Below are 26,454 nucleotides of genomic sequence, written 5' to 3'. Positions count from 1 at the left end.
CCAATAGCTACCGATAATTGTGGAGGAACTGTAACCTATACCAAAACAAGCGGAAGCTTTGTAGCAGGTTCCTGTATCAACTCCGGAACTTATACCAATACCTGGGAAGCAAAAGATATTTGTTTGAATACTTCAACCATATTTACACAAACAATTACTATTCAGGATACAACTGCGCCAATGTGGACAACAGCTGCAGCTTCCTTGAATGTTACTTTGCAATGTAGTGACACTGCAGGCTTAGCAACAGCTCAGGCTCAGGCTCCGGTAGCTACCGATAATTGCGGAGGAACTGTAACTTATATCAAAACAAGCGGAGAATTACAAAAAGGAAACTGTGGAAGTACAGGAACTTATACCAATACCTGGGAAGCAAAAGATATTTGCCAAAATACTTCTACTATTTTTACACAAGTAATCACCATTGAAGATAATGCAGCACCAACATGGATTACACAAGCAGGTACTTTAAATGTTACTTTACAATGCAGCGACACCTCTGGATTACTAGCCGCTCAAAATCAGGCTCCAACTGCCACTGCAAATTGTACTATAGTTACTTATATTAAAACCAGCGGCAAATTCACAGCTTCTCAAAACTGTGCCAATGCAGGAACTTATACCAATAGCTGGATTGCAAAAGATGATTGTGGAAATGTTACGGATAGTTTTATTCAAGTGATCACTATCGAAGACACCACTGCTCCAACATGGGCTACTGAAATGGCTTTCTTAAATGTGACTCTACAATGCAGCGACCTTTCAGGATTAGCAAATGCTCAGGCAATGTTCCCTGTCGCTTCTGATTTGTGTGATGCCGATGTATCCAATATCGTAAAAATAAGTGGTCAGTTTATGGCTTCTGAAGGTTGTGGAAATTCCGGAACTTATACCAACACATGGACTGTAAAAGACGATTGCGGAAACACTTCTGATACTTTCACTCAGGTGATAACAATCGAAGACACCACAGCGCCTACATGGGCTAAGGTCAGTTTATGGCTTCTGAAGGTTGTGGAAATGCCGGAACCTATACCAACACATGGACCGTAAAAGACGATTGTGGAAATACTTCCGAGACTTTCACGCAAGTAATCACCATCGAAGATACTACTGCTCCGACTTGGACTACTGAAACTGCTTCTTTGAATGTAACTTTGCAATGCAGCGACCTTTCAGGATTGGCAAATGCGCAGGCAATATTCCCTGTAGCTTCTGACCTTTGTGATGCCGATGTTTCTAATATTATAAAAGTAAGCGGGCAATTCATAGCTTCTGAAGGATGTGGAAACTCCGGAACTTATACCAATATCTGGACTGTAAAAGATGATTGTGGATGTGATGCCGATGTATCGAATATCGTAAAAGTAAGCGGTCAGTTTATGGCTTCTGAAGGTTGTGGAAATTCCGGAACTTATACCAATACCTGGACAATAAAAGACGATTGTGGTAATACTTCTGATACTTTCACACAAGTGATCACTATTGAAGATACTAGTGCACCAATATTTACAGGGACACTTCCAACAGATATTACAGTTTCTTGCGACGCAGTTCCTGAGCCCGCCGTTATGCAGGCTTCTGATAATTGTAACGGCAATTTACCAATCATATTCACAGAAATAAAAACTGGTATTGAAAATGAATGTGCAACCAACTACACCTTAACCCGCACATGGTCAACAAGTGATTGCAGTGGAAATTCAGCTACTCATTTTCAAATTATAACTGTAAGAGACACAACTCCACCAACAGGTACAGCACCTGCAGATGTAACAAATTTACAAAATGTAGCTGCTATTCCTGCCGGAAGCCCTCAAGACATAATAAATGCATCAGACAACTGCAGCGAAAGCGTAAACATCTCGATAAGTGATTCGAATAATGGAGGAAGCGGCTGCGAAGGGAATGCATTTATCTTAACCAGAACTTATACTTTGACAGATTGTGCCGGCAATAAAACTGTATTGGTACAGAAATTTACTGTCGAAAATAAAATTTCTGTCATGGGAACGGCTTCAAATGTTACCTGTTTTGATGGTAATAACGGCTCTATTCTGGTAACCAATAGTCCAGGCTCTGTAGTCGTTATCAGAAATGAAAACAATGAAGTTGTTGGAAACACAGGTTTACGTGCCGGAGTATATACTCTTACAGCAACATCGGCAGTAAACGATAACAATCAGGTTTGTTCTGCAACTGCTACTGTAACCATCACACAGCCTTCAAAAGTTATTATTAACCTTAACAGTGAGGCCTGTAATGCAGATTCAACGCTCCTTAACTTATCTGGTTTATTGCCGGAGAACATATCTGCAACCGGAATCTGGACGGATACAAATGGTACTAATGCGTTACAGGGAAATATCCTGAATGTTTTTGGTCTTGCATTGGGGAATTATACATTTGAATATCGAACAACTAATGAAGATTGTCCAAAAAGTGTTTCATTAAACTTACTTGTAAATGATGACTGCAGGGTATTAGCCTGTGAGAGTGTATTAGTTCATAATGCTTTCTCTCCTAATGGTGACGGTATCAATGATTTTTTCAAAATTGACAATATTGACCTAACAACCTGTTATCCAACAAATACTGTAGAAATCTATAACCGTTGGGGGATTTTGGTATTCGAAACTACAAATTACAATAATACCACCAACGCTTTTGACGGAACTTCCAGAGGCAGAACAACCATCAAACAATCCGAAGGACTGCCTACAGGAACATACTTTTACATCATCAATTACAAATCATTAGATGGTAATAACGCGCTTCAGTCTAATAAAAAAGATGGTTTTCTTTATTTATCGAAATAAATACAATTTGTAATTCGGTGCTTTCCCTGCACCGAATTACAACAAAATAATGAATACAAAATCCTTGTTTGGGTAAGTGAATATTAGGGCTTATTGTTAAGGATTTTATTGTAAAAATCGTTAGTAATAATTGCAAAAAAAATATCTACTATGAGAACAAAATTATTTTCCTTCGCTATTATGTTTGTATCCATGGTAAGTTTTGCACAGCAAGATGCTCAATTTACGCAATACATGTACAATACCATAAACATCAACCCAGCTTATGCAGGTTCCCGGGGAGCCTTAAGCGTATTCGGTTTGTACCGCACACAGTGGGTTGGACTGGATGGTGCTCCCGAAACAGGCTGTCTTTCTGTCAATACACCTATAAACAACAGCAATTTAGGCATTGGTGGTTCTTTGGTCAATGACAAAATTGGCCCTACAAATGAGACTAACTTCTCTGTTGACATTTCTTATACCGTACAGACATCTGCTGATTTTAAATTGTCTTTTGGTATTAAAGGAACAGCAAATATGTTCAATCTGGATGTCAATAAACTTAATCCGGATGTTGCAGGAGATCCACAATTTCAGGACTTTGATAATAAATTTTCTCCCAACGTAGGTGCCGGAATTTACTGGCATTCAGATAAAGCTTATATAGGTTTGTCTGTACCAAATTTTATCGAAACCAATCGTTATAATGACAATGACATTGTTATTTATAAAGATAAAATCAATTATTATTTTATGGCTGGTTATGTTTTCGATCTGGATAAATATGAATACATAAAATTCAAACCCGCTTTATTAACCAAAATGGTAGAAGGAGCCCCACTACAAGTAGATGCATCAGCCAATTTTATGTTTATCGACAAATTTGTAGTGGGTGTTGCTTACCGATGGAGTGCTTCATTAAGCGCTATGGTAGGATTTCAGATTAGTGACGGACTTTATCTGGGTTATGGCTATGATCGTGAAACTACGAACTTAAACAATTATAACTCAGGATCGCATGAAATATTCCTGCGCTATGAATTCGTCACTAAAAATGGTAAAATGACAACTCCTCGTTTCTTCTAAAAATAGTTATTATGAAAAAGTTTATACTCCTTTGCTTCACAATAGTAAGTGTTTTTTCATTCAGATGTTATTCCCAACAATCGAAAATAAACGCTGCTGATAAAAAATACGATGGCTATGCTTATATCGATGCCATAAAGACCTATGAGAGAGTAGCCCGGAAAGGATACAAGTCTGAAGATATGTTTAAAAAATTGGGAAATGCCTATTATTTTAATTCTGAGTTTGAAGGGGCTGCCAAATGGTATGGAGAATTATTTGCTATGAACCCAAGTCCGGAACCTGAGTTTTATTACCGATATGCACAGTCCTTAAAAGCAACAGGACAAACAGCCCAGGCTAATAAAATCCTTGACGAATTTAACTCCAAATATCAAAATGATAACCGTGGCAGACTTTATAAAGAAAATTTAAACTATCTGGATAAGATTAAAGCCAATTCAGGACGTTATAAAATTGAAGATGCCGGAATCAACTCTAAATATTCTGACTACAGCACTTTTGTGGCCAATAATAAAATCTATTTTGCTTCGGCAAGAGATACAGGCAATTTTTCAAACCGCAAACACAAATGGACAGGCGAATATTTTACTAATTTATATGTAACAGATGTAGATTCTGCCAAAGTAAAAAAATTCAGAACTGCATTAAACACTAAATTTCATGAATCATCTCCCGTACTTACCAAAGACGGAAAAACAATTTATTTTACACGTAATAATTATATCGATGGAAAAAAAGGAAAAAATGAAGACAAAATTACTTTTATCAAAATTTACAAAGCAACTCTCGAAAATGGTAAGTGGACTAATATTAGAGAGCTTCCCTTCAGCAGCAACAATTACAGTACTGCTCATCCTGCACTTAGTCCTGATGAAAAAACTTTATATTTTGCTTCTGATATGCCCGGAAGTATTGGGCAGTCTGATCTGTTTAAAGTCAGTATCAATGAAAAAGGTGAATATGGTACCCCTCAAAATTTAGGGAAATCGATTAATACTGAAGGCAAGGAAACGTTTCCGTATGTAAGCAATGAAAACGAAATATACTTTGCTTCTGATGGACATCCCGGACTTGGAGGACTGGATGTTTTTGTTGGCCAGATTGATACCGACGGAAATATTAGTGATATCCAAAACGTAGGAACCGATGTCAATTCTCCAAAAGATGATTTTGCTTATATAATAGACTCTGGCACAAGAGAAGGTTATTTTAGTTCCAACAAAGATGGAGGCCGTGGTTCAGACGACATTTATAAATTTCTGGAAACACGAAGATTAAAATGTATTCAGGAATTATATGGACTTATTACTGATGTCCAAACCGGGATGATTTTGCCCGAAGCAAAAGTAAGCCTGTATGACCGAAACTTAAATCTTAAAAATACGACTATTGCCGATGCAACAGGAAATTATACTTTTTCTGTTGAATGTGCAGAAAAATATTATGTAAGAGCTGAAAAACCGGATTATGCTACAAAAGAAGTAAGTATTGAAATTCCGGATGAGACTGGAAAAACCAATCTTCCAATTGCTTTGGAAAGCATTAAATGTAAAGTTACAATTGGAGATGATTTAGGAAAATGCTTTGGCATAAAAATGATTTATTTTGACCTTGACAAATCCAATATCCGAGAAGAAGCGGCCTTGGATTTAGAAAAAATATTGGATGTTTTAAATCAAAATCCGAAAATGAAACTCGACATCCGTTCTCATACAGACAGCAGAGCAAGCCATAAATACAATGAAGCTTTGTCAGACAGAAGAGCAAAATCTACCATCGAATGGCTTATTACAAATGGTGTTGACAAAAACCGTTTAACCGGCAAGGGCTACGGCGAAACACAACTTGTAAACGAATGTTCTGATAATGTAAAATGCAGCGAAGAAAAACATCAGGAAAACAGACGCAGCGAATTTATTATTACCGCATTATAAAAACAACCAAAAACCAACAACCACAGCTACCTTTCGGGGTAGCTTTTTTTACAAATAAATAAGTCGTTGCAAACATGACTTTACAACGACTTAATAACTAAACCTGAATACTAACTTTGTTTCTAAATTTTTGCAAAAATATTGGTATAGTATTTTTTACCGGTCTCTGCATCAATTTTAACGGCAATCCCAAAATGGGTATAATCACCTTCTATATTTTCTTTATGTGTTGGACTAGCTAACCATGCCTGTAGCACAGCTTCTGCAGAATTAAAATTGTAGGCAACATTCTCACCCACTTTCTTAGCACCTAAAACACTAATAATATTCTCTGATCGTACTACGAAATTATTATGGTTAACCACCTTATTGGCAATCATATAATAATCATGCTCTTCAGATTTAAAAGAAATATGATTTACCTTTTCCAAAGCATTTAAACCAATGCTCATTCGGTATTTGTTAACCAATTGCAGAACTTCTAATTCGGTATCATTATAAGTATAATCACTTACGAGCTCAGAATCATTAACTCCTTCAGCAGTATCTGATGAACAGGAATTTGAAATAAAAACAAGCGCAAGAAGCAACATTGTCCGAAGCCATTTTTTCATAAATTGGTTGAGTATGTGTAAATAAATTGTGGGGCAACTTATTTAAATCTTTAAACAAAATAATTAATCATCGTTTTAAAAATAATAAAATTTCCGTCTAAAAACCAAAATTAATCGATGAAAAGCGCTATAAAGGCATTTTAACAAATAAAAAACTTACATCATGGAGCTAATCTGTCAATTTTCCATGTAAAATCAGACTGGCTGAAATAACGAATTCTGTCATGAAGTCTGTTAGCTCTTCCCTGCCAAAACTCTACTTCTAAAGGAGTTACCAAAAACCCACCCCAATGTGCAGGTCTCAGAACAGGTTTCCCTTCAAACTTAAGTTCCAGCTCTTTTAAGTTCTCTTCCAGAAAAGATCTGGACGGAATCACTTCGCTCTGGTTTGAAACGACAGCTCCTAACTTGCTTCCGTCAGGTCGGGAATCAAAATAATTATCAGAAATAATTTCAGAAGTTTTTTGGGCAATTCCTTTTATGATAACCTGGCGCTCCATTTCGTGCCAGAAAAAAGAAAGACAAACATGAGGATTTTGAGCAATTGCCTTTCCTTTCTCAGAATTATAATTGGTATAAAAAATAAATCCTTCTTCAGAAAATTTCTTCAGCAAAACTACTCTTGATTTCGGAAAACCGTCTAAACCAATAGTAGAAACCGTCATGGCGTTTACTTCTCCACTACCTCCAAAATCTTCAACTTCATGAAACCATCTGTTAAAAAGATTAATAGGATCTTCCGGAATAGTACTTTCAAGCAGTTCGCTTTTCTCGTATGATCTTCTATAATTACTTAAATCATTCATTTTTTTTATTGTTACAAGTTAATTGTAAGATGTGAAATGTAAAATAATCCCCGTCAAACCATAACAAATATTAGATTTCACCTTTCACTTTTTACTTTTTACACCATCAAAATTCAAACGAAACTCCGTCATCCCCCAGAAGTACATTCGGAAAAATAGTTTCTGCCTCGTTTTTAAAAGGCTTAATTCCTTCGTATCGTGTCGAATAATGACCTAAAATCAATTGTTTAGCATTAGCTTTCAATGCAATTGCAGCAGCTTCTTTTGCTGTCGAATGCAGTGTTTTTTCAGCCAGAGCAGCTTCTGATTGCAAAAAAGTAGATTCGTGATACAAAACGTCAACGTTTTCAATAATCGGAATAATGGCTTCGTGATAAACCGTATCCGAACAAAAAGCATAACTCCTTGATGGAATCGGATCAAAAGATAATTTTTCGTTTTCTATAACTGTTCCATCGTCTAGTGTAACGTTTCCACCGTTTTTTATTTTTTGATAATAAGCGGTATGAATGTTATAGTTTTGAACAGCCTCTACATTTAGCTTTCTTTCTCCGGGTTTTTCCTGAAAAAGGAATCCGTTTGTGTAAACCCTGTGTTTTAGCGGAATTGTTTTCACTATAACTTTTTGATCTTCGAAGATAATTTCACTTTCCTTTGATTCCAGTTCGTGAAAAAACAGCTGATAAGTCGTCCAGGATTCTGTAAGCTTTAATTGAAGAAGAATAAGTTCCCTGATTCCTTTTGGTCCATAAACATGTAAATCTGTAGTTCTTCCCAACAATGAAAAAGTCGAAATCGTTCCAATCAATCCATAAAGATGATCTCCGTGAAGATGAGAAATAAAAATGTGGTTGATTTTAGAAAATTTTATCTTATTCTTTCGAAGCTGTACCTGAGTTCCTTCTCCACAATCAATCAAAAACAATCGGTTTTTAATTTCTAAAACCTGCGAAGTTGGATTAGTAAGCGTTCTGGGAGTTGCGGCATAACAGCCTAGTATTGTTAATTTCAATTTTATGTTTATTCGTTAATTTGGTAAATCGTTTAATTGTCTAAAATTAAATCAAATCGATTAAACAGTTAAACGAATAAACAATTAAATCAATTTTAGAATCCAAGATCTCTTTCAATTTCTTCCATTTCGATAATATCGTGCGCTTCCAAAAGAGAAGGTACAACAGTTAATTTATCAGAAATGGCATTAAAATCAAGATCTGAAACTACAATTACAAACGATTTTTTTGACTTTTTCTGCTGTTTTGAAATTGGTAAAAAAAGTTTCAAATCATTTTCTGTCAAAGCAGTATCGGCAGATAAATCGATAATAATATTGTGTTTTTCAAAGGTTTTAAACTGCTGCGTTACTTTTTCAAGGAAAGAATTAACGTCTCCCTGAGTATCCTTAATGGTAACGGTATGTCCTTTTTGATCTACTTTCATTTTATAATTTGTGGGGCTTATATAAAAATTGATATTTCTGAGAGCAAAGGTACGAAGTTTTTTTATTTATTGTTTCAGGTTTGTCAGGCTCCTATAAGTCAAAGCTTTTACTTACATCAACTTATATTATTTCAACAAGGAATTTGTCCTATTATTAAAAATTTTGATAAACTCATCTAATCTCCATCCATCAGTACAAGTAAAACAAAAATTCAAGATTGTTACCTTTTTTTCTTTTATAATTTCTGAATAAACATTATCATCTGGACAACCTTCATAACCACCAACTTTCCTAATCAAGATTGGATTTCCTTCTAAATAAAATGCTAAAGCTATTTGGTCAATTTGTTTATCTAACCAGTTAATTTCAGTTTCATTAAATTTTAATTCATTCTTAAACTGATAGACACTTTCTAACCCACCAATACTATTCAACTTTAATGTAAAAAATCTATTTTCTGGTTTCGAAGCTTCGTCTACTTTAAAATTTTTAGGTGTCCGATTCAATAAATTATTATAGACAGTATCTATTCTTATTTCACCCACATCCTGAGCTTTACATATAAAACCAATTAGCAGGAATACTATTTTAAGCATCTTTGTCAAAATACAGTATAACTATTGAATCTTAGAAGCCAGCAAATAAATAACCGCCATTCTAATCGCAACACCATTCTCCACCTGATTCAAAATCACCGAATGATCAGAATCGGCAACTTCAGAAGTGATTTCAACTCCCCTGTTGATGGGTCCCGGGTGCATGATTACGATTTCTTTTCCAAGCGAATCCAAAAGCGGTTTGTCAACTCCGTATTGCTGTGCGTATTCACGAGTTGACGGGAAGAAGTTTACATCCATACGTTCATTTTGTACACGAAGCATATTGGCTACGTCGCACCATTCTAAAGCTTTTCTCAAATTTGGTTCAACGGTAACACCTAGCGATTCAATATATCTCGGAATCAGCGTTTTTGGCCCACAGACTTTAACTTCTGCGCCCTGCATCTGCAAAGCGTATATATTGGATAAAGCAACTCTTGAATGCAGAATATCACCTACAATTACCACTTTTTTTCCGGCAACATCACCCAGTTTTTCTCTAATTGAATAACTGTCTAACAAAGCCTGAGTTGGATGTTCGTGTGCTCCGTCTCCGGCGTTTACGATACTGGCTTTGACATTTTTGGATAAAAAATAAGCCGCTCCGGGATTGGAGTGGCGCATGACAACCATATCCACTTTCATCGAAAGGATATTGTTTACAGTATCAATAAGTGTTTCCCCTTTTTTAACCGATGACTGAGCTGCAGAAAAACTGATTACATCAGCAGATAAACGTTTCTGCGCCAATTCAAAGGAAAGTTTGGTTCTGGTACTGTTTTCAAAGAAAATATTGGCAATGGTAATATCTCGTAATGAAGGAACTTTTTTAATTGGTCGGTTAATGACTTCTTTAAAATGATCTGCCGTTTCAAAAATCAGGTTTATATCATTTTCGTTGATATATTTAATTCCTAATAAATGATTTACGCTTAATTCTTTCATTTTTGTTTCTTTAATATTATTGGTCAATTTCTGAATGGCGAAATGTTCGGCATCCAATGCTTGTTTAAAGAGCAGCTACTCTATTGGATCATTCTGTCTACGACTTCACTGTAATCCTGTAAATCTCTGGCATCTTCATCAAAAATCTTCTGCCATCTGAAACCCGGAATTTCAATTTTCGTTTTGGCAGATTCATTCCAGTTTACTTCAAAGCCATTGTTCCTTAGTACTTCAACAACTTTTTTCCCAACACTAATTGTAGTTTCCTCATCTGAATTATCTACTTTTTGAAAAGCGATATACAAACAGGGATCTTCAATATCAATTGCTCTCGCTAAATCCTGTTCGTGGTAAAAGCAATATCCATCAGATTCCACTTCGTTTTCCTGAAGCTCTCTTTCAACCTCAACCACTTCATATTCGCCGTCGCTGGTTGTGTATCCTGCATTATGAAGTGCAATGATGTTTTCGTCTGCTAATTCATCAAACGCTTTTATAAGCTTTTCAGTATCTGTCGGAGTTTTCCATTGTTTACTTTCTGAAAGTAATTTTTGGTATTCCTGATCTATTTTTTCGAAAGCCCAATCTTCTGAAATTTCGTCTTCGAATTCGTTATCTTCAATTTCTTCTATGATGTTTTCTTTGATTTCATCAACAGAAAGAAATCCCATTCTTACCTGATTAAAAATTGACTCATAAATAAACGCTTCGTTTTCTGTCATGCTTTATTGTTTAATCGTTAATTTGCTTAATCGTTTAATTGTCGTTTTCCCGATTAAACTAATTTGTCACTAAATATACCACATCTTCGCCGTCATTTTCTTTCCAGCTCACTTTTACTTTTTCGCCATTAATCGCATCTACCTGACGGCCGCGATAATCGGGCTGAATAGGTAAATTACGGCTGAAACGTCTGTCGATTAACACCAGTAATTCGATTTCTGAAGGTCTCCCGAAAGACTGAATTGCGGTTAAGGCAGAACGAATGCTTCTTCCGGTAAACAATACATCATCGATAAAAATGACTTTTTTGTTTTCTACTATAAAATTAATCTGTGTTTTGTTGGCTTCAAGCGGTTTATCGGTTCTGCGGAAATCATCTCTAAAGAAGGTGATATCCAGATAACCCAGTGAAATTTCAGGTGTTTGGTATTCGCTCTCTAAAATTTGTTTTAAACGCTCCGCAAGAAAGACACCTCTCGGTTGAATCCCGATTAAAATAGTATCTGAAAAATCAAGGTGTTTTTCGATTAACTGACAAGCCAAACGATGGAGTATGATAGTAACTTCTTTTGAATTAAGTAATACTTTTTGGCTCATAATTAAGTGTGATGTTTGGTTGGGCAAATATACGGAATCTGATTTTATTTGTTAGTTAGTTTTAGGTGTAAATATTTTTTTGAATCGACATCAAATGTTGACTATAAAACACTTTCTATAATTAAAAATTTTATATTAGCAGAAAAACCCGATTCCCCGGATATATGCAACGAGTGTGAAAATTCTTTCCGTGCCCGCAAGTATATCACCAAAAATATTAGTAATAAATAAATAAGCTCCAAACATTAAAAAAAATATGGAATTTAAAACTTCAGATGAATTAAAGAGTCATTTAGATAATAACGAAAGTTTAATTTGGACAGGACATCCAAAAAAAGGAATTGTGTTTAGATCTTCAGATATTTTTTTAATTCCGTTTAGTCTTTTATGGTGCGGATTTGCTATTTTTTGGTTTACAACGGCACTAACTTCCGGAGCACCTTTTTTCTTTGCTTTATTTGGAATTCCATTTGTTTTAATAGGGCTTAATTTTGTCTTTGGAAGATTTATTATTGATGCGAAACAAAGAGCAAATACTATTTACGGTTTAACTGAACACAGAATTATTATAAAATCTGGAATTTTTACAAAATCAATCAAATCATTAAATATCAAGACAATTTCTGATATTGAATATGAAGAAAAAAGCGATGGAAGCGGAACAATTACTATTGGTCCTAAAAATCCAATTGCATCATGGGAAAGAGGATTCGATATGAACAACAGAAATAAAACATCACCATCAATTGACCTAATCCCAGAAGTTCGAAAAGTTTACAACAAAATAATAGAGATTCAAAAATCTTAATAAATAAAATAATCGATCACTCAGATATGCACAACAATAGTGCGGAAATTCTTTCCATGCCCGCAAAATATATCTTCTATTAGATCAATAAGTTTTTCCTTATATTTGAGTAAAACAAAAAAACACCAAACATCATGAGAAAACTAATCGTCCTATCCATGATCACAATCGATGGCGTTATGCAGGCACCAGGTGGCCCTGAAGAAGATACTTCAGGCGGTTTTGAATATGGAGGCTGGGTGGCACCTTTTGGAGATGAAGAGTACGGCAAAGTCATGCAGGAACAAATGAAACCGGCCGATATTCTTTTAGGCAGAAAAACATTTGATATTTTTGAAGACTATTGGCCCAAACATGCAGAGGGCTGGCCTGGAATTAATGAGGTTACTAAATACGTTTTGTCCTCCACCAGAAACAACTCAGACTGGGGAAATACCGAATTCCTTTCGACTCTGGAAGACATCAAAAAACTCAAAAATTCAGAAGGGGGAGACATTAAAGTATGGGGAAGCGCCACACTTGTTCAACTATTACTTCAGCAGGATTTAGTTGATGAGCTTGGTCTCTTGATTTATCCCATCATTCTGGGGAAAGGAAAAAAATTATTTGATGATGGTGCTGTTCCTTCTGCATTTACATTAATTGAGAGTACCATTACGCCAAGCGGTGTAATTGCTGTTAGCTATAAACGGGCCGGTGAAGTGACAACTGGAATTATTCATGATTAAAAATATTTACAAACTAATAAGTGAGTAAATAATCATACACAATGGCTATTTTGATAGTATCATTTGATACTATCAAAAATATAAAGTTTGACCCGATAGGCGGAAATTCTTTCCGTGTCCACAAAGTTTATCAACTTCATTTTTAAGCTTAAATGACCAACACAATTAAAGGATTAAAAAAACTAAAAATTACCGGAGGAATTATTTGGCTTTTAGAACTAATTTACGGAAAAAACTATCTGACATTTAAACTTGATCATTTAAGAACTTTACAACACGGAACTGTTGGACGTGAAGTTGTAAAAATGCTCGACAGTAAACAATATCGTTTAATACCAAAGTTTGAAAATCATGATTTAAAACACATCGTATTAGAATATGAAATGACAATGAAAGATGAGATAAGAATGCAGGCATATCTTATTGGAAATGGAAATTTCACATTTCCATGTTTGCTATTCTTCTCATTAGGTATTTTCTATCCAAGAATTTGGAAAGATTTATTTAAAGAATATCAAGAAGGCAAAACTACCAAATCAATTCATTATCTAACTTTGGACAACTGTATGGAATCACAATTAAAAGATATTAAAAGTGAATATGGAAGAATAAAAAATAATTCAAAACTTCATGAAATTTATAAAAAAACCTAAAAACATATTTCTATTGGATGGTTTTGGCGCTTTACTCACTACTTTATTGCTTTTTTTCGTTCTTCGGACTTTCAATGACTTCTTTGGTTTGTCAAAAAGCATTTTGGGATATCTTGCTGCATTGGCACTGGTATTTTCAATCTATTCTATTTTCTGTTATTTCTTAGTAAGCGATAATTGGAAGTCGTTTTTAAAAATAATCTGTGCTGCTAATATTTTTTATTGCTTTTTGACAATCGGAATCCTTGTTTTTAATTATCATAATATTTCGATATTTGGTATCGCTTACTTTTTAGGAGAAATAGCAGTAATAGTCGGAATTGTTTTTCTGGAAATAAAAATGATACGAGAAAAATAGAAAAAACTTTTAACCCCAAGCTCAAAATTTAGTCTAAAAAATGGACAGATACAAAGAAACTTTTGAAACCTGGAACAAAATTGCAAAACTCTACGAGGACAAATTTATGAATCTGAATATCTATGATGAAACTTATGATTTCTTTTGCAGCTTTTTAAACATAATCAAAAAGTATTTGAAATTGGCTGCGGACCGGGAAACATTACCAAATATTTGTTACAAAAAAGACCTGACTTAAAAGTCACAGGTATTGACATTGCGCCAAAAATGATCGAATTAGCGAAGATAAATAATCCTTCGGCAGATTTTAAAATAATGGACACCCGAAAACTGAATGAGTTAAATGAAAAGTTTGATGCCATCATGTGCGGGTTTTGTTTGCCCTATTTGTCCGAATCAGATTGTTCGAAACTAATAAAAGACTCTGCTCAAATACTTAATAATAATGGAGTTTTATACTTAAGCTTTGTACAAGGTGATGTTTCTAAATCAGGCTTTATTTCAGGAAGCTCTGGTGACCGTACTTATTTTTACTACCATACTTTGGAAGATTTGAAAAGCAGTCTTTTTGAAAATAATTTTGAAATTATAAAACTGTTCGAAATCCATTATCCAAAAGCAGAAGATGTCGAAATTCATACTATCTTAATTGCGAAGAGAAAAAACTTTGTAATATTTAAAAGTTCAAAATCAAAATCCTAAAACTTTTCGCAAAAATTGTATAACACATTTTCCTTATTGCTTAAGTAATTTTATTCCTGAACTTAAAAACTCAGAATCATGCAAAATAAAATTACACGATTGTTAATGGTATTGTTTATACTATTTTCATTTACAAGCTGCGAATTAGTTGGAGACATTTTTAAAGCCGGAATGGGAGTCGGGATCTTTATCGTGATTTTTATAATCGCAATCATTATCTGGATCTTTGCCAAGGTCTTCAAAAGGTAAAACATAAAAAATGCCCGTTATTTTCATAACGGGCACTTTATTTCTAAACACATTGAAACATAGTTTTTTTGAACTTAAAAAAGGCGTTTCACTTTTTACAAAAAAAACATAGTTGCTGTGTCTTTTAATATTAAAGATTATACATCCTTTTTCTTTGTTCCTGAATCTTTTCATCATCAAGATACTCATCAAATGTCATGTAGCGGTCTATTACTCCGTTTGGTGTAAGCTCTACTACTCTGTTACCTACAGTTTGTGCAAACTCGTGGTCATGTGTGGTAAAAATCACAGATCCTTTGAAGTTTTTCAGTGAGTTGTTGAAAGCCGTAATAGATTCCAAATCTAAGTGGTTTGTTGGCTCGTCAAGCATTAAGATATTCGCGCGTTCCATCATCATTCTGGATAACATACAACGAACTTTTTCTCCTCCAGATAATACACGGCTTGTTTTTAAAGCTTCTTCTCCGGAGAAAATCATTTTCCCCAGGAAACCTCTAATAAATACCTCATCACGCTCTTCTTCCGTTTTAGCGTATTGGCGTAACCAATCTACTAAGGTCAAATCATTTTCAAAGTATTTATGATTTTCAGCCGGTAAATACGCCTGATTTGTTGTAATTCCCCAATCGAAAGTTCCTGAATCAGCTTTTTGTTCGTTATTTAAGATTTCGTAGAAAGCAGTTGTTGCACGTGAATCTTTAGAGAACAGCACGATTTTATCGCCTTTTGCCATGTTCAAATTAATATCTTTAAATAGAAGTTCTCCATCTACAGAAGCAGATAAGTTTTCTACGTTTAAGATTTGATCTCCGGCTTCACGATCCTGATCGAAAATAATCGCAGGGTAACGACGGCTTGAAGGTTTGATTTCAGAAATATTCAGTTTCGAAATCATTTTTTTACGGGAAGTTGCTTGTTTAGATTTCGCCACGTTTGCACTAAAACGACGAATAAATTCTTCCAACTCTTGTTTCTTCTCTTCTGCTTTTTTGTTTTGCTGAGCACGTTGTTTTGCCGCTAATTGGCTGGACTCGTACCAGAACGTATAGTTTCCTGAGTAGTGATTGATTTTTCCGAAATCAATATCAGAAATATGTGTACAAACCGCATCTAAAAAGTGACGGTCGTGAGATACCACAATTACAGTATTTTCATAGTTTGCAAGGAAGTTTTCTAACCAGGCGATGGTCTCGAAATCCAAATCGTTGGTAGGCTCATCCATAATCAGTACATCAGGATTTCCGAAAAGTGCCTGCGCCAAAAGCACACGAACTTTCATTTTTCCTTCCATATCTGACATTAAAGTATAATGGTCTGCTTCTGTGATTCCTAAGTTAGACAACATCGCTGCAGCGTCAGAATCAGCGTTCCAGCCGTTCATTTCTTCGAACTGAACCTGAAGCTCCCCTATTCTGTCGGCATTTTTGTCGTTGTAGTCTAAATAAAGTTCATCCATTTCTTTTTTAACAGCGTACAAAACTTTATTCCCCATCAAAACAGTTTCTAAAACAGTATGCTCATCAAACAAATTGTGGTTTTGGGTTAAAACCGACATACGTTTTCCCGGTTCTAAATGAATATGACCCGAAGTTGGGTCCATATCACCTGAAATGATTTTAAGAAATGTAGATTTTCCAGCACCATTGGCTCCAATAACGCCGTAAATATTTCCGTGTGTGAATGTAGTATTTACTTCGTCAAACAAAATTCGTTTGCCAAATTGTACTGATAAATTATTGACTGTTAACATGAATGTCTTTTTTATTAATTTGGTGCAAAAGTACGGAAAAAGGTTCAGAGTTGCAAAGGGCATCAGTTACTAAGTTTTTTATATTGTAAAGAGTATTCTCTCGCAAAGGCGCAAGACGCAAAGGCTTAAACAAACTAGCCTCATTTTTGTCATTTCGACGAAGGAGAAATCTCCGCAAGTAGCTCCACAATCTACGTCGCCAATCTTTGTAGAGTTTCTTGCGGAGATTTCTCCTTCGTCGAAATGACAAGATTGGGTAATAATCTTCTTAATGAGACAAAACTTCGCGAGATTATTTCAACTATAATTTACTTTCTTTCTCCAACGCAACTTCCAAGCTTTCGAAATTAGAAACCCCTTTTTTGATTAATCCTGCTTTATCCAAAATAAAATGCGTTGGAAAAGCATTCAAATCAAGTTTTTCATTCATGTACACTTTCATGTTTGGAACAACGGAATACGAAAGTGGTTTTCTTGCTAAAAATGTTTTTAATTGTTCCGGTGTATCTTCGGCAAGACTTATAAAAACGATATCTTTTCTATCTTTGTATTTTGAAACTAATGCGTTGACTTGCGGAAATTCTTTGATACAGGCTGCACAATGAATGTACCAGCATTTGATTACGATGATTTTACCTTTCATGGATTCGTTTGAAACTACATTTCCGTTTAAATCTTCAAAGGTAAAATCAGGAAAAGGCTTTCCTTCCATCTCGTAATTTTTTAAAGCATCAAAAGCTTCCTGATTAATTGTTGCTTTTATACTGGTGTCTGATTTTGGGAGGATTTTAAACAGCTTGTAATAACAAACCGAATCCGCTAATTTTAATCGGATTGGTATAAAATTTTCGTTTGTCAGGGCATTAAAAAATGCTTTTTTTGAAATTTCTTTTGACTGAGAATCAAGAGCCGTAAAATCTCCGGATAACATTATCTTTTTGTTGTATGCTGACCAATCACTGAACGTTTTCTGAATTTGAATTGGATCAACTTCCGGATTTCCGAATTTATTATTTTGGGCGAAACTTAGAGAAAAAACAAAAAGAAGTGAAAGTAAGCTGATGAATTTCTTCATGGATTTAAAGACAAGAATTGAATTTCAAAAGTACTCAAAAATCTAAAGACTTTATTAGTATTTTTGATAACAATAATGCTAATCAAAATTCCGTTTTAACTTTCAAAAATCATTTAAAATGAGAAATCTATTTACTTTAATTGTATTTCAATTCTGTTTTATTAGTTTTTCTCAAAAAGAAAAACTTTATTATTTTGTTGAAAAAGATAGTTTACTGGGAGTTAAAAATCAAAATGGTAAAATCATTATTCCACCACAACCATCCATGAATGCGGATTCTTATAATAATGGACGTGAAATAAAAACCATGATTTTTATGATGGATTTTAATAAATATTATGACCGAAATGGAAATTTTTTGTTTGAACCTTTTCCAACCGGTGAAGGACCTGACGGTTTTCAAGAAGGTTTTATTCGCTACACCAAGAATAAAAAAGCTGGCTTATATAATGATTTTGGGGAAAAGGTTATTCCGGCAAAATACGACTGGCTTTCACCTATAAACTTTGGCTTCGCAGAATTTTGTAATGGTTGTTATTTTGATTACTCAAAAGATCCCGAACACGCTCCTTTAATTGGAGGAACCTGGGGTTTTGTTGGCAAAAACGGAATTGAAATACAGCCAACTAACAAACGAAATCATCCAAAAGATTTTGAAACAGAAAATCATCAGTTTATTCCGTATCAGTTTGAATACAATGATAAGGAAAAACAAATCTTAGCTTTTTTCGAAAAACGAAAAGAAGAAATCATTCAAATTAATGGTTTCGAATGTGATGCTAAAACAATCTATTTCGAGATTACAGAAAAACCGACTGATTTTGATCCTTTTTATAAAATAAAAGCATTCGAATTGTGCGACAATTACCTTAGAGGTTCCCATTATTATGGTGATTTCAAAAACTTCAAAGTATCAAAAGACGGCAAAAAATTCTATGTCACTTTCATAGATTTAGTTAATCACAAAGATTATTCAGAATATGTTGAATATAAAATTCTTGTCGATAAATGGATAAATAGAAAATTAAACATAAAAATTGACAATTGAATTTCTTTTATAATGTCTGGCAAATTGAAGAATTTTTAAAGTACACCTATGAAACCTAGCGCCCTAGCCCTGATCGAAGCGTTATCCTTTTGTGGTGGTCCCGATAGCTATCGGGAGCCATAAAAGATTAAGCGGAGAGCAGGACACGAGCGATAGCGAACTGACGAAGTAAACAGCTCCTAAAAACTTAAACACAAAAAAACCTGACAATTGCTTGCCAGGTTTAAAATGCTCTCCTCTAAGCAAAAACCAAATAACAAATTACCTAAAATCGATACATTGTGGAAATGCAAATCAGATTAAAAAATAAATAACCAAACTCAATTTTAACCTTCCCAATTTTTTATTTCCTTAATTTTAAAACACTCAACTTATTAATTGGGCTAAAAATATCTTTGCCGGATTTCTTGCCGACAGAGATCAAATACCAATTAACACAACTTCACTTAAACTACTAAACTTTATTAACTCAAACTTTTATATTAACTTTTTAAGGCTTCCATATACTGCCAGCTCAACATCGGCATGGTCTTTTGTATTGCATTGCTCAATTAAACTTTTTAAATCCTGTGATTTTAAAGTTGATTTATTATCTAAAACCAATAACAATTCTTGTGCTACATCGCTTAATTTTTTAGCCAAAGGCAGAATTGGCTGTACTAAAGGCGCGTTCGTACTTAAGTCATTTAATTCCTTATTTACAGCAATCCATTTGCTGAAAAATGAGGCAACTTTTGCTCTGTTTTCAGATGTTTTGTTTGCCAAATATTGTTTTACAGCAGCATCAAAAGCTAAAGCATCTTTTGCATCAGGTGTGCAGGCATCTGCAAAAAGTGTGAACGGAGAATAGGTTTGATATTCTGTTCCGTCTTTATTTCTTGTATATCCTTTTAATGGTTCGCAGACATTTGAGAATTCATTAAGGGAATTTACATTTTGGTTGTTTGCAATATTTCTTAAAATCATGTCTTTGTTACGAATGTGTGTCAGACCAAGTTCTTCTAATCTGAACGAAACGGTTTCAAGACGTCTGCGCATATCGGCAACATCAGTAATATTTTCGGCTGACCAGAGTCTTTCTGCAATTGCAGCCGTTCTTGGCCAAATTCTGGAATCAATTGTTTCCGGTGTTGCTAATTCTGTCCACATTGGAGCTTCTCCACCTAAAATTCTTGCTTTTTCTTCTGCTGTTAACTCAACTCCTTTCGGCATCGGATCAGTTAGATAATGGCTTTCAATTGGATACATCAAATCGATATAATAACCGTTTGACAATACTGTTTTGTATCCTTTTTTTACTGCTTCTGCTAAAGACTGGCCTGGCAGAACACCTTCATTTGGTCCTCGCCACGAATGAACGATTGCTTCTTTTGAAAGATTTTTAGTTAAAATTTCTTCCCATCCCATTAATTGTTTTCCGTGTTTTTTAAGCATCGGAGCCAACTGCATGGTGAAATAAGTCTGCAGTTCGTGGTTTGTGGCTAACTTATTTTTCTTTTTAAATTCCTGGATTTTAGGGTTTGCATCCCAGTCTTTCCCTTCGTTTTCATCTCCCCCGATATGAAAATAATCTCCGGGAAACAATGGGCAGACCTCATCAAAGATTTCACTTAATAATTGATATGTTTTTGGGTTTGTTGGATCTAATGTTGGCGTAAAAATACCTGCATTTCTTTCAACTGTATAGGTTGCAATTGCTGTTCCCTGAATATTTTTTTCTGCTCCGCCTTTTAATGCAATCGCTTTACTTCCTATTTCAGGATAAGCCGTCAATATCGCAGTTCCGTGACCCGGAACATCAATTTCCGGAACGATCAAAATACCACGTTCATCAGCATATTTTACGATATTTCTAATTTCTTCCTGTGTATAATACATACCATCCGAAGCCAATTCAATTAATTTTGGATGTTTTTTCATTTCGATTCTCCAGCCTTGGTCATCCACTAAATGCCAGTGAAAAACATTCATTTTCATAGCCGCTAATCCGTCAAGATTTCTTTTGATTACGTCTACCAGCTGAAAATGTCTTGCAGCATCAATCATCAAACCTCTCCAGGTAAATCTTGGAAAATCTGAAATTTGTACGTTCGGAAAATAAAATGATTTATTATTATTCTGCAGCAGCTGCAGTAACGTTTCAAGCCCATGCAAAGCACCTAAGTCAGTGGTTGCCTCTATTGTGATTTTGTTTTGTTTGATGTCTAAATGGTAACTTTCGTCTTCATACAAACCAATTTTACCGCTTTTGGCACAGTTAATCTGAAGTTCAGCTGTTGGAACTTCATTTAGTTTTTTAACAAAATCCTGCGAGAAAAAAAGACCTGTTCTGCCATCTAACCGACGTAAAAAACGAGTTACCCCTCCAAAAATTCTCGGATTTGGATTCCCGGTAATATTTACTTTAAAACTTTTAATCAAAGCAAAACTTCCGTCATTTAAAACAACATTTTGTGGCCAGGGCATAAGGTTTAGCTGCTCTTTTTTAATCTGAGCACTGGAAGTTAAACCTGCTAATAGTAGGACTAATATATATTTCATTTTATGGCGCTTGAAAAATGGTTATCCTGAGACAACATTAATAAATAGATAAAAAATCCAGAATGATCTCTCTATTGATCCTCACTATCAGTATGAAATCAATCTGAATTTGGTGATTTGATTCGCTATAAATCAAATCCTAAAAATAATCTTAGTAATCAAAACGTTTGAAAGCCTCAATAGCTTCGTATTCTGCCAAACCTAATTCGTCGTACAGAATGGCAGTGTTTTTATTTCGGTCTTCTGCCCTAACCCAAAACTCTCTTGAATCATTACCCTGAAACATTACCCTGTCTTTTTGAGACTGGTGGTACAAAATTGCGTGACGTTTCAATAATACTTCAGATGGAGAAAGCGGAACAGCCATGTCAATTTCGTGAATGTCCCATTCGTGCCAGGCACCTCTGTAGAGCCATAACCAGCAGTCATCCATGTATTTTTGTGGCTTCAATTCTTTCATAGCAGCAAATATCGCATTCAGACAAACTTCATGCGTTCCGTGCGGATCAGCAAGATCACCGGCTGCAAACACCTGATGTGGTTTTATTTGAGCAATAATATCTTTTACGATTGCAATATCTTCAGGACCTAACGGGTTTTTCTTTACCTGTCCGGTTTCATAAAACGGAAGGTCTAAGAAATGTGTGTTTTCATCTTTTAGTCCGATGTATCTTGTGGCTGCATACGATTCCCTTCTGCGAATCAGTCCTTTTAATTTTCGAACTTCTAAAGAATCTACCTGATCTTCTGATTTGTTGTTCAAAAATTCAATTACCGATTTAAAATTAATTTTAGCATCAGCGTCACCTACAAAATCATTGCATACCTCAGCAAATTTTAGCGCTTCATCATCTGTAACTGCAATATTTCCGGATGTTTGATATACTACGTGCACATCATGTCCCTGTTTGATTAGTTTTGAAAAAGTTCCTCCCATCGAAATCACATCATCATCAGGATGCGGACTGAAAAGGATTACTCGTTTTTTTGCAGGATTAGCCCTTTCCGGACGATGCGAATCATCTGTATTGGGCTTTCCGCCCGGCCATCCGGTAATGGTGTGCTGTAATACATTGAACATATTGATATTCAAATCGTAAGCAGAACCTTCTTGTGCCAGAAGATCAGACATACCGTTGTTGTTGTAATCACGATCTGTCAATTTTAAAATCGATTGTTTTGTTTTTTGACACAGCCAGACAATCGCCTTGCTTTTTAATTCCTGTGTCCAGATGCATTCTCCTACTAACCAGGGTGTTTTGAAACGTGTTAATTCAGAGGCTGCAGACTGGTCTAAAACGAAAGTAGCATTAGGATGATTTTGTAAAAATGTGGCAGGAACTTCAGAACTGATATCACCCTGAATGGTTCTCTTGATGATATCTGCTTTATTTTGTCCCCAGGCCATCAATACAATTCGCTTAGATCTCATAATGGTCGAAACTCCCATCGTAATCGCACGTTTAGGAACGTTGTCAATACCATTAAAATCAGACGAAGCATCTACTCTTGTAATATGATCCAGTGTAATGATTCTGGTTCCGGAGTTAATATGCGACCCCGGTTCGTTGAAGCCTACGTGACCTGTACGTCCGATACCTAATAGCTGAAAATCAAGACCTCCGGCTCTTTTAATATTCATTTCATAATCGATGCAATATTGATTCAACTCATCAATTGCAACGGTACCGTCGGGAATATTAATATTTTCAGGATCGATATCAATATGACTAAAAAGATGCTGATGCATGAAATAGTGATAGCTCTGATTGTTCTCTTTTGTCATTGGATAATATTCATCCAGATTGAAAGTGATTACATTGCTAAAACTTAGTCCTTCTTCCCTATGCATTCTCACCAGTTCCTCATATACTTTTATAGGAGAAGAACCTGTTGCCAAACCTAATACACATGTTTTATTTTTTTCTTGTTTAGATCTGATTAATTGTGCGATTTCCTGCGCTACAATTACTGAAGCTTCTGCTGAACTTTTGAAGATTTCATTATGAATCTTTTCGAATCTTGTTTCTTCAAATTTTCCTGCACTTTTATAACTGATATCAGGTTTTATTTCTAAAGCACTTTTCATTTTTTTTCTTTTTTTGATAATATTACTTATAAAAGTAAGATTTTACGTAACCTAATAAATAACTTATACTTACTGCGCTTACCAATCCAACTTTTATTCTTTCTGCAAATTTATTTTTAAAGGATGCCTCAAAAAAATTATTTATACAAACTGCTCAATGTTTTAAACGAACAGCACTATTTGGTCAATAATACGTTTTGTACAATAAAAAAACTTCTCTACATCAAAGATTTGTCTATTTTACAGGCTTTAGTTACCACATAAATCAGTCGTAATAAAACCTAGTTTTGTATATTTTTTATGAATCACATCCAATAAAGAATACTCATCAAAGGAGTCCTGAGCAATTTCCCAAATCATGATACCCCCTGTGGTTTCTGATGCTAGCTGCACTTTTTGCTCAATTGTTGGTCTTCCATTATAATAAATTTTACCCAATTCATCCTGCTCCGCAAACTGTTTTCCGGCTGCTACAATTTGTCCGTAAGTTGCACTGGTAACTGTTGCATCTGTGAAATTATATCCGTAAAACGGAACCCCGAGTGTTAGTTTTTCATTTGGAACATTTTGCAGTTTATTCCAAAAATCGATTCCCAGTTTTGCATCGCTAAAAGAACTGTGCTGTCCCGGTTTTTCAGGTGCCCATGGGCCTGTCATATCATAAGCCATAATATTGATGAAGTCAAAAGCATTTAATGCCTCATTACTTATATTCGTAAAACGTGTGTTATTTGGCAATGCTGCTGTAATAAGCTTGTTTTTACTTTTTATGGTATTTTTCAATTCAATCACAAAACCGCTGTAACCTGTCGTGACTGCATCCCATTCCAGATCTACATCTACACCATCCAGTTTATGAACTTCAACAAAATCTATTATTTTTTTGATAAAACCGGGTCTGTTTTCCGGTTTATCAATAAGCAATGACCAGTTGGCTGCCTGCTCTGCCGAGATAACTCCCCCGGCAATAGAAATAGATATTTTTATATTAGGATTCACATTTCTTACATATTTAATGACTGCATCAATGTCGCCATCGAAAATTAAATTTCCTTTATAATCCGGATTTGCGAATGACAGATTCAGATGTGTGAGTTTACAGAATTGTATGGAACTTATTTTACTATAATTATCCGAAGACAAATAGCCGACAACCCTGGCTGTTTTATTTTTTAAATGATCATTCTCTGTATCGTTCTCTTTTGAACAGCTATAAGATGAAAAAAGTGAACCAATAAAAAAAAGAATACCTAATAAGGCTTTATTTTTTATCATTATTTTTAATTTAAAATGTTTTTTAATTTATCAGAATAAAAATAACACCTCATTAGGTATAAATTTATATTTTGGGATTATTTTTTTAGTTTACATCCCACCAAACTTTATTCAGCCAGTCATTCGTTCCTCCCATTCTGGACAATGCATCTAAATAATTTACTTCATTTTTCTGCATCTCATCATTTGGATAATATAAACGTTTTGGAGTAACTCCACCAGTTTCAGAATCAGGATTTGTTATTGGCAATAAATGCGGGAATCCTGTTCTTCTCCAGTTTGAATAGGCTTCAATACTATTAAAGATATAGGTAATCCAAAGTTGCGTTGCAATTTGCTCTTTTTCTGTTCCTGCAACCAAAGGTTTACCATTTAAATAAGCATCAATATCTGTCTGATTTGCTGCAGGTACACCATAAATCAGCAATTGTTTGATACCGGCTTCAACTCCTTTTTTGTAATATTCAGCAGCAGTAATACCAGTTACCCAGCCTCTATACGCAGCTTCTGCCAATAATAATTGTGTTTCTGAATAACTTACGTGCAAATAAGGTGTTGTTTTTTGCTTGTAATAAGACTGGATTCCCGAAGCAGCGGTTGAACCTCCCGGAGCATCCCATCTGAAAGTCCCCGGACGTACTCCTTCGTATAATTTTTCTCCAGGCTGAACAGGCTGACCAGCTTTTCCGGCCATAGAAGATGTTGTTTTTGGAGTTGCCAGCATAGTTAATCTTGGATCTTCATTGTCTCTCAAATAATCTATGACTAATGAGCTAAAATGATCTCCGTTTTCATTCCCTACAAAAGCGTATGCCAAACCGTTTCCTCTAAAATCTATAGCCGCAGGATTATCACTAAAAGTTGCATCCAGATGACGCATGATACAGTTGTCCAGATTGCTTTCGAAAACACCATTTTGTAATGCTGCTTTCACTTGTTTTTCTGCTTCTTGCGGTTTTACTTCAGAAATCCTCATGGCTAAACGTAGTCTTAACGTATTAGCCAGTTTTTTCCATTTTGCAATATCACCATTGTAAAACAAATCTCCTTTAACCGTTCCACCTTCTGCATTTAACTGGTTATATGCTTCTTCCAATTGGTTAAAAAAGGCAGTATAAACTTCTTCTTGTGTATCATATTTTGGTGTTACAATTCCTTGTGAAAATCCTAATCCTGCCTGAGAATAAGGAATATCTCCGTAAAGGTCTGTTAAACGCTGTGCTACCATTACTTTCATGATTTTTGCGACTGCATTCATGTTAACCATTGCCGGATTATTACTGGTTTTTTCCAGAATATCAACAACGTTTTTCAATTCATTTGCATAACCATTTCTCCAGATTGCTGTTGCGTAATCATCATTTTTCTTGAATTTACTTCCAAATTCTGTTACATTCCACGCACCTGCATAATGCTGAACAAATCCTCCTGAATAAATCAGGTTTGCTCTCCACTGATAGTATCCGTCACCGGACATACACAATTGGGTAAATGTTAACTGTCCTGCCGGATTTGCTGATAGTGCAACCGGATCTTTTTCCAGTTCCTCAAAGTTTTCGGTACAGCCAACTGCAGTAAACAATATGACTATGGCTAGTATTATATTTTTAAATTTCATAATTTCTTTTT

At 35.0% G+C, this 26,454-nt stretch carries 26 protein-coding genes; 12 read left to right on the top strand and 14 right to left on the bottom strand.

Annotation, left to right across the window (positions count from 1 at the left end; all coding sequences use genetic code 11):
• From JE46_RS22345 to JE46_RS22330, 4 genes are all read left to right on the top strand, one after another.
• On the top strand, nt 1-1,053 hold a 1,053-nt coding region (locus tag JE46_RS22345; protein WP_031457514.1), incomplete at its 5' end, for an Ig-like domain-containing protein.
• The gene (locus JE46_RS22340) at nt 999-2,819 is read left to right on the top strand and encodes a gliding motility-associated C-terminal domain-containing protein (protein ID WP_031457513.1); all 1,821 of its coding nucleotides are present in this window, start codon (nt 999-1,001) and stop codon (nt 2,817-2,819) included. The genes JE46_RS22345 and JE46_RS22340, both read left to right, overlap by 55 nt.
• A gap of 150 nt (nt 2,820-2,969) precedes the next feature.
• Nucleotides 2,970-3,887 (top strand): PorP/SprF family type IX secretion system membrane protein, encoded by a 918-nt coding sequence (locus JE46_RS22335; protein ID WP_031457512.1) that lies wholly within the window; start codon nt 2,970-2,972, stop codon nt 3,885-3,887.
• Between the two features lie 11 nt (nt 3,888-3,898).
• On the top strand, nt 3,899-5,824 hold the full coding sequence (locus JE46_RS22330; RefSeq protein WP_031457511.1) for an OmpA family protein: 1,926 nt from the start codon (nt 3,899-3,901) through the stop codon (nt 5,822-5,824).
• A 122-nt stretch (nt 5,825-5,946) separates the two neighbouring features.
• On the opposite strand, the gene JE46_RS22325 is transcribed toward JE46_RS22330, so the two are convergent.
• From JE46_RS22325 to pyrR, 8 genes are all read right to left on the bottom strand, one after another.
• Nucleotides 5,947-6,438: a CAP domain-containing protein gene (locus JE46_RS22325; protein ID WP_031457510.1), complete on the bottom strand. Its 492-nt coding sequence runs from the start codon at nt 6,436-6,438 to the stop codon at nt 5,947-5,949.
• A gap of 161 nt (nt 6,439-6,599) precedes the next feature.
• A complete protein-coding gene (gene pdxH, locus JE46_RS22320; protein ID WP_031457509.1) occupies nt 6,600-7,244 on the bottom strand; it encodes a pyridoxamine 5'-phosphate oxidase in 645 nt (214 codons plus the stop codon).
• Between the two features lie 106 nt (nt 7,245-7,350).
• Nucleotides 7,351-8,256: a ribonuclease Z gene (locus JE46_RS22315; RefSeq protein ID WP_031457508.1), complete on the bottom strand. Its 906-nt coding sequence runs from the start codon at nt 8,254-8,256 to the stop codon at nt 7,351-7,353.
• 95 nt (nt 8,257-8,351) lie between these two features.
• On the bottom strand, nt 8,352-8,684 hold the full coding sequence (locus JE46_RS22310; protein ID WP_031457507.1) for a hypothetical protein: 333 nt from the start codon (nt 8,682-8,684) through the stop codon (nt 8,352-8,354).
• A gap of 126 nt (nt 8,685-8,810) precedes the next feature.
• On the bottom strand, nt 8,811-9,281 hold the full coding sequence (locus JE46_RS22305) for a hypothetical protein (protein WP_031457506.1): 471 nt from the start codon (nt 9,279-9,281) through the stop codon (nt 8,811-8,813).
• Nucleotides 9,282-9,302: 21 nt separating this feature from the next.
• Nucleotides 9,303-10,229, bottom strand: a complete 927-nt coding sequence (locus tag JE46_RS22300) for an aspartate carbamoyltransferase catalytic subunit (protein WP_029273654.1) — start codon at nt 10,227-10,229, stop codon at nt 9,303-9,305.
• An 80-nt stretch (nt 10,230-10,309) separates the two neighbouring features.
• Complete coding sequence (locus JE46_RS22295) at nt 10,310-10,951, bottom strand: DUF6891 domain-containing protein (RefSeq protein WP_031457505.1); 642 nt, start codon at nt 10,949-10,951, stop codon at nt 10,310-10,312.
• 58 nt (nt 10,952-11,009) lie between these two features.
• Nucleotides 11,010-11,549, bottom strand: coding sequence for a bifunctional pyr operon transcriptional regulator/uracil phosphoribosyltransferase PyrR (gene pyrR, locus JE46_RS22290; protein ID WP_031457504.1), 540 nt, complete (start codon nt 11,547-11,549; stop codon nt 11,010-11,012).
• A 256-nt stretch (nt 11,550-11,805) separates the two neighbouring features.
• On the opposite strand from pyrR, the gene JE46_RS22285 reads away from it, so the two are divergent.
• The 7 genes from JE46_RS22285 to JE46_RS24335 all read left to right on the top strand — a co-directional run bounded on the left by JE46_RS22285 (nt 11,806) and on the right by JE46_RS24335 (nt 15,047).
• Nucleotides 11,806-12,357, top strand: a complete 552-nt coding sequence (locus JE46_RS22285) for a PH domain-containing protein (RefSeq protein ID WP_035137033.1) — start codon at nt 11,806-11,808, stop codon at nt 12,355-12,357.
• Between the two features lie 134 nt (nt 12,358-12,491).
• Entirely contained in the window at nt 12,492-13,085 is a 594-nt protein-coding gene (locus JE46_RS22280) for a dihydrofolate reductase family protein (protein ID WP_031457502.1), read from the top strand.
• A gap of 152 nt (nt 13,086-13,237) precedes the next feature.
• Nucleotides 13,238-13,738: a hypothetical protein gene (locus tag JE46_RS22275; RefSeq protein WP_031457501.1), complete on the top strand. Its 501-nt coding sequence runs from the start codon at nt 13,238-13,240 to the stop codon at nt 13,736-13,738.
• Complete coding sequence (locus JE46_RS22270) at nt 13,716-14,096, top strand: hypothetical protein (protein ID WP_031457500.1); 381 nt, start codon at nt 13,716-13,718, stop codon at nt 14,094-14,096. Before JE46_RS22275 ends, JE46_RS22270 begins: the two co-directional genes overlap by 23 nt.
• A gap of 40 nt (nt 14,097-14,136) precedes the next feature.
• Complete coding sequence (locus JE46_RS24600) at nt 14,137-14,334, top strand: hypothetical protein (RefSeq protein ID WP_236010765.1); 198 nt, start codon at nt 14,137-14,139, stop codon at nt 14,332-14,334.
• Complete coding sequence (locus JE46_RS22265; RefSeq protein WP_236010764.1) at nt 14,241-14,798, top strand: class I SAM-dependent methyltransferase; 558 nt, start codon at nt 14,241-14,243, stop codon at nt 14,796-14,798. Before JE46_RS24600 ends, JE46_RS22265 begins: the two co-directional genes overlap by 94 nt.
• Nucleotides 14,799-14,876: 78 nt before the next feature.
• Complete coding sequence (locus JE46_RS24335; protein WP_167343461.1) at nt 14,877-15,047, top strand: hypothetical protein; 171 nt, start codon at nt 14,877-14,879, stop codon at nt 15,045-15,047.
• A gap of 130 nt (nt 15,048-15,177) precedes the next feature.
• Here the strand turns inward: JE46_RS24335 and JE46_RS22255 are convergent, their stop codons facing one another.
• Together JE46_RS22255 and JE46_RS22250 are read right to left on the bottom strand one after the other, a co-directional pair.
• Nucleotides 15,178-16,797, bottom strand: a complete 1,620-nt coding sequence (locus JE46_RS22255) for an ABC-F family ATP-binding cassette domain-containing protein (RefSeq protein ID WP_031457498.1) — start codon at nt 16,795-16,797, stop codon at nt 15,178-15,180.
• Nucleotides 16,798-17,098: 301 nt separating this feature from the next.
• Complete coding sequence (locus tag JE46_RS22250) at nt 17,099-17,872, bottom strand: TlpA family protein disulfide reductase (protein ID WP_031457497.1); 774 nt, start codon at nt 17,870-17,872, stop codon at nt 17,099-17,101.
• 118 nt (nt 17,873-17,990) lie between these two features.
• Between JE46_RS22250 and JE46_RS22245 the strand changes: the two genes are divergently transcribed.
• Entirely contained in the window at nt 17,991-18,920 is a 930-nt protein-coding gene (locus JE46_RS22245) for a WG repeat-containing protein (RefSeq protein ID WP_051872986.1), read from the top strand.
• Nucleotides 18,921-19,397: 477 nt separating this feature from the next.
• Here the strand turns inward: JE46_RS22245 and JE46_RS22240 are convergent, their stop codons facing one another.
• The 4 genes from JE46_RS22240 to JE46_RS22225 all read right to left on the bottom strand — a co-directional run bounded on the left by JE46_RS22240 (nt 19,398) and on the right by JE46_RS22225 (nt 26,443).
• Nucleotides 19,398-21,461 (bottom strand): beta-N-acetylhexosaminidase, encoded by a 2,064-nt coding sequence (locus tag JE46_RS22240; protein WP_031457495.1) that lies wholly within the window; start codon nt 21,459-21,461, stop codon nt 19,398-19,400.
• Nucleotides 21,462-21,612: 151 nt separating this feature from the next.
• Nucleotides 21,613-23,550: a glucosamine-6-phosphate deaminase gene (nagB, locus tag JE46_RS22235; protein ID WP_031457494.1), complete on the bottom strand. Its 1,938-nt coding sequence runs from the start codon at nt 23,548-23,550 to the stop codon at nt 21,613-21,615.
• Between the two features lie 249 nt (nt 23,551-23,799).
• Nucleotides 23,800-24,825: a glycosyl hydrolase family 18 protein gene (locus JE46_RS22230; RefSeq protein WP_031457493.1), complete on the bottom strand. Its 1,026-nt coding sequence runs from the start codon at nt 24,823-24,825 to the stop codon at nt 23,800-23,802.
• Nucleotides 24,826-24,910: 85 nt separating this feature from the next.
• Entirely contained in the window at nt 24,911-26,443 is a 1,533-nt protein-coding gene (locus JE46_RS22225) for a SusD/RagB family nutrient-binding outer membrane lipoprotein (protein ID WP_031457492.1), read from the bottom strand.
• Between the last annotated feature and the right edge of the window lie 11 nt (nt 26,444-26,454).

This window comes from Flavobacterium chungangense LMG 26729 (assembly GCF_000735715.2).
Classification (GTDB): domain Bacteria; phylum Bacteroidota; class Bacteroidia; order Flavobacteriales; family Flavobacteriaceae; genus Flavobacterium; species Flavobacterium chungangense.
This window is presented reverse-complemented; position numbering and strand designations above follow the sequence as displayed.